Source organism: Acinetobacter sp. LipI_19 (assembly GCF_058242925.1).
Genome location: NZ_JBZAYK010000001.1, coordinates 3927539 through 3940407 on the forward strand (window position 1 = coordinate 3927539; position 12869 = coordinate 3940407).

General features: G+C 37.3%; 14 protein-coding genes. 8 read left to right on the forward strand and 6 right to left on the reverse strand.

Features of this window, described 5'->3' with window-relative positions; genetic code table 11:
- Positions 1–283: 283 nt before the first annotated feature.
- A complete protein-coding gene (locus AC4CVF_RS18850) occupies positions 284–823 on the reverse strand; it encodes a cysteine hydrolase family protein (protein ID WP_336954612.1) in 540 nt (179 codons plus the stop codon).
- A gap of 507 nt (positions 824–1330) precedes the next feature.
- Positions 1331–2548, reverse strand: coding sequence for a sugar transporter (locus AC4CVF_RS18855; RefSeq protein WP_419819799.1), 1218 nt, complete (start codon positions 2546–2548; stop codon positions 1331–1333).
- A gap of 172 nt (positions 2549–2720) precedes the next feature.
- Here AC4CVF_RS18855 and AC4CVF_RS18860 point away from each other — a divergent pair, with 172 nt between their 5' ends.
- From AC4CVF_RS18860 to AC4CVF_RS18870, 3 genes are all read left to right on the forward strand, one after another.
- Entirely contained in the window at positions 2721–3008 is a 288-nt protein-coding gene (locus tag AC4CVF_RS18860) for a GNAT family N-acetyltransferase (RefSeq protein ID WP_336954609.1), read from the forward strand.
- A gap of 51 nt (positions 3009–3059) precedes the next feature.
- A complete protein-coding gene (locus AC4CVF_RS18865; RefSeq protein ID WP_419819800.1) occupies positions 3060–3344 on the forward strand; it encodes a GNAT family N-acetyltransferase in 285 nt (94 codons plus the stop codon).
- Positions 3345–3406: 62 nt separating this feature from the next.
- Positions 3407–3784: a hypothetical protein gene (locus AC4CVF_RS18870; protein WP_419819801.1), complete on the forward strand. Its 378-nt coding sequence runs from the start codon at positions 3407–3409 to the stop codon at positions 3782–3784.
- Positions 3785–3828: 44 nt separating this feature from the next.
- Here AC4CVF_RS18870 and mpl read toward each other — a convergent pair whose 3' ends face one another.
- Entirely contained in the window at positions 3829–5196 is a 1368-nt protein-coding gene (gene mpl, locus AC4CVF_RS18875) for a UDP-N-acetylmuramate:L-alanyl-gamma-D-glutamyl-meso-diaminopimelate ligase (protein ID WP_490789815.1), read from the reverse strand.
- A gap of 664 nt (positions 5197–5860) precedes the next feature.
- On the opposite strand from mpl, the gene AC4CVF_RS18880 reads away from it, so the two are divergent.
- The 4 genes from AC4CVF_RS18880 (at position 5861) to AC4CVF_RS18895 (ending at position 10123) form a co-directional block, all read left to right on the forward strand.
- Positions 5861–6205, forward strand: coding sequence for a DMT family protein (locus AC4CVF_RS18880; protein ID WP_034613299.1), 345 nt, complete (start codon positions 5861–5863; stop codon positions 6203–6205).
- A 282-nt stretch (positions 6206–6487) separates the two neighbouring features.
- On the forward strand, positions 6488–7000 hold the full coding sequence (gene purE / locus AC4CVF_RS18885) for a 5-(carboxyamino)imidazole ribonucleotide mutase (protein ID WP_004718991.1): 513 nt from the start codon (positions 6488–6490) through the stop codon (positions 6998–7000).
- Between the two features lie 16 nt (positions 7001–7016).
- Positions 7017–8138 carry a 5-(carboxyamino)imidazole ribonucleotide synthase gene (locus AC4CVF_RS18890; protein WP_004718994.1) on the forward strand — a complete coding sequence of 374 codons (1122 nt, stop codon included), beginning with the start codon at positions 7017–7019 and terminating at the stop codon, positions 8136–8138.
- 695 nt (positions 8139–8833) lie between these two features.
- A complete protein-coding gene (locus AC4CVF_RS18895) occupies positions 8834–10123 on the forward strand; it encodes a lytic murein transglycosylase (RefSeq protein WP_336954602.1) in 1290 nt (429 codons plus the stop codon).
- A 51-nt stretch (positions 10124–10174) separates the two neighbouring features.
- On the opposite strand, the gene AC4CVF_RS18900 is transcribed toward AC4CVF_RS18895, so the two are convergent.
- Both AC4CVF_RS18900 and AC4CVF_RS18905 read right to left on the reverse strand, forming a co-directional pair.
- Positions 10175–10558, reverse strand: a complete 384-nt coding sequence (locus AC4CVF_RS18900) for a hypothetical protein (RefSeq protein ID WP_154130490.1) — start codon at positions 10556–10558, stop codon at positions 10175–10177.
- 111 nt (positions 10559–10669) lie between these two features.
- Positions 10670–11590 (reverse strand): matrixin family metalloprotease, encoded by a 921-nt coding sequence (locus AC4CVF_RS18905; RefSeq protein WP_490789816.1) that lies wholly within the window; start codon positions 11588–11590, stop codon positions 10670–10672.
- 236 nt (positions 11591–11826) lie between these two features.
- Here AC4CVF_RS18905 and AC4CVF_RS18910 point away from each other — a divergent pair, with 236 nt between their 5' ends.
- Entirely contained in the window at positions 11827–12342 is a 516-nt protein-coding gene (locus tag AC4CVF_RS18910; RefSeq protein ID WP_419819805.1) for a hypothetical protein, read from the forward strand.
- 9 nt (positions 12343–12351) lie between these two features.
- Here AC4CVF_RS18910 and AC4CVF_RS18915 read toward each other — a convergent pair whose 3' ends face one another.
- Positions 12352–12867 carry a hypothetical protein gene (locus AC4CVF_RS18915; RefSeq protein ID WP_490789817.1) on the reverse strand — a complete coding sequence of 172 codons (516 nt, stop codon included), beginning with the start codon at positions 12865–12867 and terminating at the stop codon, positions 12352–12354.
- Positions 12868–12869 lie beyond the last annotated feature (2 nt).

Here is a 12869-nt window from a genome sequence, read left to right on the forward strand (position 1 = left end):
CGAATCTGGCAATCAGGCATAAAAAAACCTTGACCTGTTGCCAGATGATTAAACATCTGTGTCAACATGATCAAGGTCTTGCCTACATTTGAGTTATGTACATCAATCTCAAATGCTCAGATACCGGCTTTTTTCAAAGCGTAATGACGATATTCTGATTAAAGGAGGCTACTCCCCTTGTTCAATATACTGTGTAAGAAATCTTTCATTTCTTAATCTCTAGTGAGAATCGCATATTTATTAAAAATGTGCAAATTTTGAATGTATTTTTATGTAGTTTATTTTATGTACAAAATTCAGCGCTGGTTTTTAGCGCAACAAAAGCTGGATTAAGTGTTGAATTATGATGCTGAATAATACGGTCAGCATTGAGAACCTTTGAATCGATTGTGCTATGCGCATCTGAAATTAATATCACTTTATAATTTAAGTCTTTTGCCGCACGACTTGTGCTATCGATACAAAATTCAGTTTTTAAACCACAGATGATCACTTCTTCAACATTTAACGACTCTAATTGTTGTGCTAAATCTGTTTGGAAAAAGCAATTTGGCCGTGTTTTTTCTAAGATGTAATCTGTATTAGGATCAATATTTAATTCAGCGATCAGTTGAGTCATTGGACTATTTGGGGCGAGTCCTGTGTCTGCTAGACCAACATGACGAATCGCAAAAATCGGAATGTGTTTAACACGCGCATATTCAATGAGCTGATTGATGTTTTTCAACAATTGATCAGCTTGAAATGGAGGATGCTGTGCATGAAATAGGCCATTTTGTAGATCAATAACGAGTAAGGCTTGTTTATTGTGATACTCAGACATGAGTTTCTCCGTAAATATTGACCAAATCACGGAGCAAAAAATAACCCCGCTCATTGGCAGGGTTGGTTTCTACATTTTATTTTAAATGTATACGACCACACTGCCGATGCAGCGTGGTGGTTAATAATTTAAATAAAATGATGGGTTGCATTGATGATCATTGTTTTATCAAAGTACTTTAATGTAAGTTAAAGTTTTTAACTCAGCATGTCACTTTAAATCTTGTAAAAAGATATTTAGGGTCTGTTGGCATTTCATAAATGGCTTGCGTTGTAGGTTAAAATTGAGCAGGCAAGGCATTAAACGAAGAGAATAGTGGGTCTATTTTCGAGTTTCATAACGAAGGCTGAGATAATTTTAACCACAACCCTTCGGGACTAGTGTGTTTTTTGCCGCTACGTGTTACCTTGCGAAACGATGTTTCTCATTATTTAGAATGACTAAATTTCGTATTTCGCGCCTAGTATCGCCTAAAAAACACACGTAGTCGCAAACGTAGACGAATTGTCAACAGACCCTATTTTTTTGAATAAAATCTTTACGTTGTACAAGCACTAAAGCTAACAGGGTCCCAAGAACAGCAATCATACCGCCAACGATGCCAATATGATTGAGCCCATAATTGGTAGTCACTATGCCACCCAGCAAAGCACCTCCCCCAATGCCCACATTATAGAGCCCTGAATAAATCGCCATTGCGACATCAGTTGCATCAGAAGCTAAAGCCAAGGTTTTAGCTTGTTGAGCTAAGCTAAAGCAAATAATTGCCATACCCCAAAATAAACTCAGTAGACTAAAGTTGGTAAAATCAGTGCTCAGTGAAGTCAACAATAACATCGAAACAGCCAATACAGCACTACTTAATGGTATTGGAAATTTTGGATATTTTTTGGCAAATTTACCAAATAAATAAGAGCCAAAGAAACCCGCTGCGCCATAGATTAATAATAAGGTTGTAGTCTGTGTCGAGCTAAAATGCGCAACATTCAGAGCAAAAGGTTCAATATAACTGTATGCGGTAAATTGCGCGGTAATCACAATAATGGTCAGAGCAAAAACAATCATTAGGCTTGGGCGTTTTAAAAATACCTTTAAACTACTCAGAGAACCTGAATTGACGCTTGGTAAGCGTGGCAATGTTTTGGCTAAGATGACGCAAACTATAGCTGCACCCATTGCAATCAAAGCGAAAGTATTACGCCAACCATAAGATTCACCAATCATTCGTCCAAATGGAATACCTAAAACCATCGCCAATGCTGTACCTGTGGCCAATAGCCCCAAAGCTTGAAATTCCTTACCTTTGGGGGCGACTCGTACTGCCAGTGATGCTGTGATTGACCAAAATAAAGCATGAGAAAATGCGATACCAATTCGACTGATCAGGAGTACATCGAAACTCCATGCAAAATAAGATAATGCATGACTGGCCACAAAGACCATAAACAAGATGATCAGTAAAAACCGTCGTTCAATATTTTTGGTCAATAACATGATCGGCAATGAAATGGGTGCAACGACCCATGCATATAGAGTAATCATGATACCAACATCAGTTGCAGGCATCGCAAAGCTTTTTCCAATGTCACTCAGTAAAGCAACAGGAACGAATTCTGTGGTATTGAAAATAAATGCTGCAAAAGCAAGGCTAATCACACTGATCCATTGCTGGGATTCACTGGGGGCAGATTGTGGTGTTGAAGTTTGGGGAGATAAGGCAGACATGGTCAATATTAAAAGAGGTTAGCGCTAAATTTTAGGCTGAATTGTGGATAAAGTTAAGCTAAGTTTGTTGTATAAAAAATAGAACTGTCAGACAAAATTTAACAATAATTCAAATATAGTTATGGCATTTTGAATAGGCCTATAAATTTAAACGTATATAAGAGTAAATAAAATGTTAGAAATCAGACATAAAGATGATGGTAAAAAAGGTGAATTTTATATTGGTGAAGAAGGTCACCATTTGGCTGAAATGGCGTACACATGGGCGGGTGAAAATATGTTGATTATTGATCATACAGTTGTAGAAGATGAATTGCGTGGTCAAAGTGTAGGTCGAAAATTATTAGATCAAGTTGTAGAAATGGCACGCTCAAAGAATGTAAAAATTATTCCACTCTGCCCTTTTTCAAAATCAGTGTTTGATAAAGATCAATCGATTCAGGATGTTTTGAAATCTTAAGTTTGCTTTGCTACAGTGGAATAGTGTTTAGAACATCCATGAGAAAAATATATGCAATTCCAACATGTAGATAATCAACAAAAAGGTGAATTTTACTTCGATAATGAACAAGGTAAGCGAATTGCTGAGATCAGTTATTTATGGCATGGTGAGCATGAGATCATTGCGAACCATACCTGGGTAGATGACTCCTTGCGTGGTCAAGGAATTGCGCGTCAGTTGTTGGATACTTTGGTTGAATTTGCACGTGAAAAGAAGCTTAAAATTGTACCAACTTGTTCCTATGTCGAAGTCATGTTTAAACGTGATAAAAGTTTTGTTGATGTGAAAGCTTAGCTGTATTGTGTGCCCAATGCTCATTGGGCCGTTCAGATTCATATTCGGTTAGAAGATTAAACATGTTTAAAAAAATGATAATCACTGTATTGTTATTGAGCAGTTCATCGTTCAGTTTAGCAATGAGTTGTTTTGAATTAAATTTGCAAAGCTATAAAAAAGAGCAAGAAATACAGCCCCGTTGGGAGTTGTTAGGCAAATCTAAACATCGTATTTATTTTTATTCAGCGCCCAAAAACATCTGTAAGATGAATGATACTTTTGTGCTTCAAAATGATAATGTTACGGCTTATTCAATCTATAAAGACAGAAAAAAACAAGACTGGGTTTATGTGGTATTTAATGATCCAGATCAAAATATAGAAGATGATCTAGTTGAAGGGTGGGTCAAGCTTAAGGATTTTAAATTTATTGAAAGGACACCTTCAGTAAATCAATAAGAAAACCCACAAAATTTTGTGGGTTTTCTACACTTTATTTCGACTTATTTTGCTTTTAAAGCTGCAATCAATTTTTGATGTAATCCACCAAAACCACCATTGGACATAATCACCACAGCATCGCCCTCACCTGCTTGTGTAACAATAGTACTGATAATGTCATCCAGTGTACGAGCCACAATGGCATTATTGGTTGCAGCGTCAATGACAGGTTTTAAATCCCAGTCCAGACCTTCAGGTTGATACCACATCACTTCATCTGCAAGACGTGCAGAATGTGCCAAGCCATCTTTATGACTGCCCATACGCATGGTATTTGAACGAGGTTCAATAATCGCCCAAAGCTTACGCTCACCTAAACGTTTACGTGCACCTTCAAGTGTTGTATCAATCGCAGTTGGGTGATGGGCAAAGTCATCATATACTTCAATACCATTTACCGTATCAAGTAATTCCATTCGACGTTTAACCCCACCAAAATTCGATAAGGCTTCACATGCTGTTTCAATTGAAACACCGACATGTTCAGCTGCTGCAATGGTTGCTAAAGCATTGGCAACACTGTGTTGTCCTGTCATATTCCACTTCACTTCACCTTTAATTACGCCGTGTTGAAGTACTTTAAAATGTGAACCATCCGCAGAAAGTTGTTCAGCATAAACTTCAGCGCTGTTATTGGCGTCAAGTGACGTACGTACTACAGGTGTCCAACAACCCATTTGCAATACTTCATCAATATTGGTTTCAGTGATCGGGGCAATAATACGACCTTCACTTGGAATGGTACGGACCAAATGATGGAACTGTTTTTGAATCGCTGCTAGATCATCAAAAATATCGGCATGGTCAAATTCAAGGTTATTTAAAATTGCAGTTTTTGGATGGTAATGTACGAACTTAGAGCGTTTATCAAAAAAAGCAGAGTCATATTCATCTGCTTCTACACAGAAGTATTTTCCACCACCTAAACGTGCGCTTTCACTAAAGCCTAAAGGTACACCACCAATTAAAAAGCCAGGATTTAAACCTGCTTGATCGAGTACCCAAGCTAGCATTGTTGTTGTGGTGGTTTTACCATGGGTACCTGCAACACCAAGTACATGTTTGCCTTGTAAGACATGGTCAGCAAGGAATTGTGGACCTGAAATATATGCTAAGCCTTCATTGAGCATATATTCCACTGCATCTATACCACGCTTCATTGCATTGCCTACAATGACAAGATCTGGATGTGGTTGTAAATGACTACGGTCATAGCCTTGCATTAAGGTAATGCCAGCATTTTCGAGTTGGGTCGACATCGGTGGATAAACGTTCGCATCTGAACCGGTGACCTTATGCCCTAAATCACGCGCTAATAGCGCCAAGGAACCCATAAAGGTGCCGCAAATACCCAAAATATGCAGATGCATTCGTGTTAACTCCAGTGCTTTTATAGACACATCACTTTGTTGTTGTGGTGTAGCCGTTTCATTTGATTTGAAAGCAACGATAGCAAGGGTTAAGGCGAAAAGATAGTTTTTCTTGTTACGATTTTAAAGGTGGGTTTTTATTGAAAATAATGAACTCTCACTTGGTATTTTTATTCTTCTAGCAATGCTAATATCGATTGAATACTCTGAATTATCTATTAAAAATGGATATACATGATTTTATCTTTCTGCTGATTAAAAATATCGCTTATTTTATTTTTTTGATTATTGTTTCTGCTTTGATAGCAGGCATTGCAAAAATAATATCCATACCTTTAATGGTCGCAGCTGTAATTTTAATCTTCTTCCAATATTTTGCGTTCATTTGGATGGGATACCTCAATACAAAAGAATCAAAAGATCACAAATTAAAAAATGGATTAATTTTTCATCTCATTTGGGTTGCTTTAATTGGCATATTGAGCTGATTTTATGATGATCAATCGCTATTGAAACAAGTATTAGATACTGTATTGTTGCTTGGTACTTTGGAAATAGGCTCGCTCATTTATTATTTCAAAAAACGTAAAAAATTACCTTAGTGCTTTAATGTTCAGACATTGAATGTTCAAAAATATATTTTGATAATTTAATTGGTATCAATATGGCTTTATCTCTCCCCCTTTTATTACTAATTATCTCCAACTGTTTTATGACCTTGGCTTGGTATGGGCATTTAAAGTTCTTGCATGACGCACCTCTGTGGCAAGCGATCTTGTTTGGTTGGATCATTGCCTTACTTGAATACAGCTTTATGATTCCTGCAACACGTCTATTGGCGCAACATGGTTGGTCGTTGGGGCAAATGAAAATCACCCAAGAAGTGGTGACACTGTTGGTGTTTGTTCCATTTATGATTTTCTTGTTTAAACAACCATTTAAATTAGATTATTTATGGGCGGGTTTATGTTTGATGGGCTGTGTGTTTTTTGTGTTTAGAAGCCAATAGATCAGCTATGATGTTATGAATTAAAAAGGATTACACTCAGACAGCATATTCATATTATGTCCAAATCTTTAGCAATTTTTCTGCTGTTTATATCTTCGAGATCATATTAATTCTCAAATCAAACGGCTTTTAGGTTGTTCCCTAAAAAAAAATTGACTTCCTACGTCTGTTAAATTTTCGTGAGATGAAAAATCAGTCTATAATAGTGCGCTTCTTGATATTCATTTAAACACTGATCACCAGTATTTAAACTTCCTTACATTCGTTTATGGAATATATGCAATGAATGCGGCCGCTGTACAAGACGCTCCTCTCGTTGGAATTATTATGGGTTCTCAATCAGACTGGGCAACTCTCGAAAACACTGCCAATATGCTGAAACAGCTTGGTGTTCCTTTTGAAGCCGAAGTAGTTTCTGCGCATCGTACGCCAGACCGCTTATTTGAATATGCTGAAACAGCACGTGAACGTGGTATTCAGGTGATTATTGCTGGTGCAGGTGGTGCAGCGCATTTGCCAGGAATGTGTGCAGCAAAAACAGATTTGCCTGTGCTGGGTGTTCCTGTGAAATCTTCAATTTTAAATGGCGTTGATTCATTGTTGTCTATCGTACAAATGCCTGCAGGTATTGCAGTTGGCACATTAGCTATTGGCCCTGCGGGTGCAACCAATGCCGCAATCATGGCCGCTCAAATTTTAGGTTTAACTCGCCCTGAAATCGCAAAAAATGTTGCAGATTTCCGTGCCGCTCAAACCGATAAAGTGGCAAGTAAAAATATTCCGGGTCAAGCTTAAAAACGGGACACAGGTTATGAATAAAACCATCGGTATCTTTGGTGGTGGTCAACTCGGCCGTATGATGGCGCAAGCTGCGCTCCCATTAAATATCCAATGCACATTTTTTGAAGCTGATGCGGATTGTCCATCTGCAATATTGGGACACGTTTTTAGCACTAAAGCTGAAAATGGGTTACAAGATTTTATTGCCAGTGCAGATGTTTTTAGTTTGGAATTTGAAAATACGCCATTGATTGATGTTGATGTATTAACCAAGCAAAAAGATCTGTATCCGCCACGCCAAGCTTTAGCAATCGCACAACATCGTCTTTCTGAAAAAGCTTTATTTGATGAGCTGGAAATTCCTGTTGCGCCGTACAAAGCAGTCGATTCATTGGAGACGCTTAAGCTTGCAGTGAGTGAATTAGGCTTACCAATCGTACTTAAAACTGCGACAGGTGGTTATGATGGTAAAGGTCAATTTGTACTGCGTTCAGTCGATCAAATTGATCAGGCATGGGCTGAGTTGGGGCCAGCAGGATCATTAATCGCTGAAAGTTTTGTGATTTTTTCTCGTGAAGTTTCAATTATTGCGGTGCGTGGTATTGATGGTGATGTAAAAACTTGGCCTTTGGCTGAAAATCATCATCACAATGGTATTCTCTCGCATTCAATAGTTCCTGCTCCAAACAGTGCTGATTTACAGCCCGTTGCGCAGGAATACATCACCCGTTTGTTAAACCATTTGAACTATGTCGGTGTGTTAACACTTGAATTGTTTGTGACTGAAAAAGGCTTATATGCCAATGAGATGGCTCCACGTGTGCATAACTCTGGGCATTGGTCAATTGAAGGCGCAGTATGTTCGCAATTTGAAAATCACATTCGCGCAGTGGCAGGTTTACCACTCGGTTCAACCGAAGTGGTTCGACCAACAGTGATGGTAAATATCATTGGGCAACATCCGAAATCCGAAGATGTTTTAGCGTTAAAAGGTGCACATTTACACCTTTACAATAAAACAGAACGTGAAGGTCGTAAAATTGGTCATATCACCCTGATGCCAAATGATGCTGCTGAATTAACGACTTTATGTCGTCAATTGGCGAAGATTTTACCTAATCCATTGTCATTAAGCGAAGATATGAACATTTAAGCTTGATTTTGTATGTAAAAAAAGCGGTCAAACTCTTGCCCGCTTTTTTCTATTCTACTGTTCTGTATCATGACGCTCCCCCTATTTTATCGCTAAGCAATGACCCAAAAATGGATCATTTTCTGGGGCTATAAAAACAAGAATGATGAAAAAATAGCTTCAATAAACAGAAAAACAAGCATCTATATTTAAATTCAAAGTTCAAATTTAAAGGGTTTAAAACATTTGAATTCAAAAGTATTAACAGCAAAACCCAAAAAGTTATCCACTTTGCATTTAAATTAATTTGAGCGTGGTTTTTGAATTTAAAACTTTAAATTTAAACTTTTGCTTGTTCGAAGTGAAAATAACGACTGTGGATAAGTTTTAATTCATCAATCTAAAATCCAAATTGTGGATAAAAATAAACACTTAAGCGAGTTTTGAAGGGATTGAGTGGAATTTTAAATTTAAATCTAAGGTTGCTAAAATAATGATGTTTTTTGAATTCAAAAATTGTGCGAAAGTTTTGAATTTAAAAAATGATCAGTTTGCTAGGGTGTGGGTAACTATATTTAAATTCAAAACAGTGAACTGTGTATTATGAATTTAAAATCAAAAAATGAATTCAAAATTTACGTTTTTACATCTGTCATTTTATTCACAGACTGCTATGGTATTCACATAATTTAAATTTAAAACTTTTTGTGGATATTATGCGTCATTTAACTTTGATTTGTGGATCTGTTTTGTTGGCAGCATCGCATGCCAATGCTGAATTAATCATTAACGGTCAGGCTGTATCTAGCTCACCAATTACAACAACACCGAATACAAGCTATACACCCAATTCTAATTTTCAAAGCTGTATTGCAAATTTACGTTCGCAAGCAATCAGTTCAGGTGTTAGTGGGACAACCTTTGATCGTTATACGCAAAATCTAACACCTGATTATTCGGTCATTAGCAAACTGGATTATCAACCTGAGTTCTCAACACCGATTTGGGATTATCTTTCAGGTTTGGTCGATGAAGAGCGGGTAGAAAAAGGCCGTCAAATGCTGGCTCAGCATCGTGAAGTTTTAAACCGTGTCTCAGCAGCGTACGGCGTTCCAGCAGAAACGGTTGTTGCTGTTTGGGGCGTGGAAAGTAATTTTGGTGACATTTCAGGAAAATATCCTTTATTACAAGCTTTGGGAACTTTAAGTTGTGAAGGGCGTCGACAAGGTTATTTCCGAGGTGAATTCTTTGCCACAATGCGTATTTTACAACGAGGTGATTTACGCGAAGAACAGTTAAAAGGTTCATGGGCAGGGGCATTTGGTCATACTCAATTTATGCCTTCAACGTATGAAGAATTGGCCGTGGATTTTGATGGTGATGGTCGACGCGACTTGGTTTCAAGTACTTCGGATGCTTTGGCATCAACAGCAAACTTTTTGAAAAAACGTGGCTGGCAAACCGGAATGCCGTGGGGCTTTGAAGTAAAAATTCCAGCTGGCGCTTCTGTAAGTGGCGAAAGTCGTCGTAATAAAAAATCGTTGAGCACTTGGGTAAATCGTGGTTTTACTCGTGTTGATGGTACTCCAATCATTCAAGGCAATTTATCGGAAGGCGCTCAGGCCGGTTTAATGATGCCTGCGGGTGCAAATGGTCCAGCATTCTTAGTGTTTAAAAACTTTGATGCAATTTATTCGTACAATGCAGCGGAAAGTTATGCATTGGCAATTGCGCATTTGTCTGATCGGTTACAAGGCAAGGGCGGTTTTCAAACCGCATGGCCAACTGACGATGCAGGAACATCGCGTACAGAACGCCGAGAAATTCAAAATTACTTATTGAAAAAAGGCTATGCGATTGGCGATGCAGATGGCTTGATTGGCGATAAAACGCGTCAGGCTATTCAGCAAGAGCAAGTGAAGTTAGGATTGAGTCCAACAGGTCGAGCAGGGCAACAGATTTTAAAAGCTTTTAGAAATGAAGCTGCAAAGAATATGATGAAATAAACGTTTGATCTCACTTAAAAGGTCTGCATAAGCAGACCTTTTTTATGTGGATTATTCAATTGCGAAAGGGTCAATTTTGACCGCTTCTAGGACATCTAAAATGACGGCAGTAACATCCTGCGTATGATCACGATCATTAAAGATTTCATAGGCTGTAATGGTTACATCGGTATCGCTAGGTAACTGTTTTTGTTCTTCTTCAATTAAATGTTGAATTGGCAATAAGGTCTGTTTAATTTCAAGGTGTAGAACATCTTTAAACTCGACATTGTCGTCTTCTAGTTCAATGATTTGTTCGTTGAAATAAGGCAGCAGAATGGAATGGAGATAAGGTTGAAGTTCAGTAATATCAAAAATTTCAATATCACGAGTTTGCTCAATCGTGCTGATATGATCATTTACTTCTAAAATAATATGATAATAGCTCACAGTCATCTCCTCAATTTATTGCTTCAGGGGTTCACAATAACATGATTTTGCATAAAACTGATTTAAATACATAAATAAATTATGGATTTAAAATTGATAATCATCGCTAAATTTTGCTTATCGTTGTCTTGAGTTTAGCATGGCTAAATCCGCTGTGGTTAATCTAAAATTTTTCAAATCTTGTTCTTTCATCATTGGGTACATGAGTGCTTTAGGATCATTATTGTGCGCTAAGCCCAAAGCATGCCCAAGCTCATGTGCAATCGTGACACGTAAATCTTCGTCTGATGCAAATTCATAGATATTAATGGTTTTACCATCGAATACGCCTTTATCAAATTGGCGCGGTTGGAAACGACTATTAAAGTGATCCACAGATTGATTGTATTGTTGATTGACTGTGTTGAGTTGTTCAACTTGGTGATTTAATTCATAGACTTTTTGATTATAAATATCTAACTGTTGTTTGAGTTGGTTCTGCTCGATGATCAGTTGATTTTTCTGCTGATCTAACTGAAATCTTGCTGAGGCATCTAAATTTTGATGGGATTGATTAAGAGTATTGACCAGCTGATTATACTGGTCAACTTTACGTTGATAATTGGTTTTTTGGAGGTCCAATTTATCATTGGTACGATCCAACTCAGCATGAAGTTGCTGAATTTTTTGCTTTTGGCCTTGGGTATATTTTTGGGTATTCTGCAAAATACGCAACTCTTGGTTTCTGGCACTAGATTCCGCTTGGCGTTCGTCATAAATTAAGTTAATCGTCAGTTTGGCATGATCATCATAAACAAAGAGACTTTTCATGGTTCCTAAATGCCAAATATCTGTGGCTTGTTGTGCCAAATTTTGTACTTGCTGTTTACTGACATGAAAACGCGGATCTACTTCGCCAATACGATAACGTAAACGGGTATCTAAAGGATGCGTGATACGATCAATGGCAGAATTATGATTCAATTGCGGAAACATCATGCGTTGTATCGCAAAATAAGCAGTAAAGGCAATTACACAGAGTAGAATCCAAAAACGCATGATTGATTTAAAAATAATTGTTGTTGTGGATAATTTATCTGAAAATATAACAATCGCAAATGCTTAAGCAAGTAAAGCTTGCGTGATCATTATAAATATTGATTTCAATTAATGATGTTTTTAACAAGCTGCTTTAGGTGGAAAACAACAATATGAATGGAACGCTGATTTTAGGCTGGATTTCTCTAATCCTTGGTATCGCTTGTTTGATAAGGGCTTTCTACAGCCTATTTCTTATGTTTCGATCACGTTTAGTGCTGGACTTAGTCTTAAATCAAAAAATTAAAAATTTTAAAATCAGCAAAAAGGGCGGCTATGCAATTTGGCAAGAGGGTCCATTATTTAAACTTGCACCTATGCTATTGATTCATCCACAAATCACCAATACAGATCTTCAGCAGATTGTGAAGCTATCACCAAGTACTGCAAGAGCAAGTAAAAATGGTTTTTCTCGTGCTTCAATGCTGATGTTTTATTGTGAGTTAGATGTTGGACACTATTGTTTAGAGGTACTCGATGGTTCGTCATTAAACCCAATCGAAGATAAGATTTCTCAGACCATCACCGATCATTTATCCATGCAAAAACAAGCTGACAGTCTATACAATTTACAGATACGTGAAAGCCTGAGCAAAAAGCAAAGAATCATCATGATCATTTGCATATTTGCAGGATTACTTTTGTTGATGAAAGGATTATTTACCATCATCGCACTGAGTTTGGGCATCGCGATGGAAGGTTCATTCACATAATCTGTTTATTTAAGCGTTAAACAGGACTTGGATATCAATAAATAAGAGAATAAAAGCAAAAACGCTGAGTAATCGATTCATCCAAACAGATCTTTTTAAATAGCCAGGGCTGATATATAAAGCTTTGAATTGTAAAGGATGCAGCATGATATAGCTGATTTTCTGTTTAAATACTGGAGAGACGGATTGTTGTTGTTGCTTTAAAACCACTTGGTGCAGAATAAAAGCATTTAGCCACCAGAGTATAAATAGAATGAGTAAAATAATGCTGATACTTAATGTCAAACGAATCCAAGCATTCTGTTCAAAATAGGCAATTTCAGTATAAAAATGGCTCATCAATACAATGCTGACCAGTAACATGGTGCGATAAAAAGTTTGCCGTGTAAATTCAAGGCGCAAAGGATGATTAAGCTTTTGTTTATCCGCTTTACTCACTATTTTCCCTGCAAAAAATGCAAAACCATGACATAGAATCTCTAAAAAGAGATATAAGCCAATGCTGATAGCAAGCGTTTTATACATGA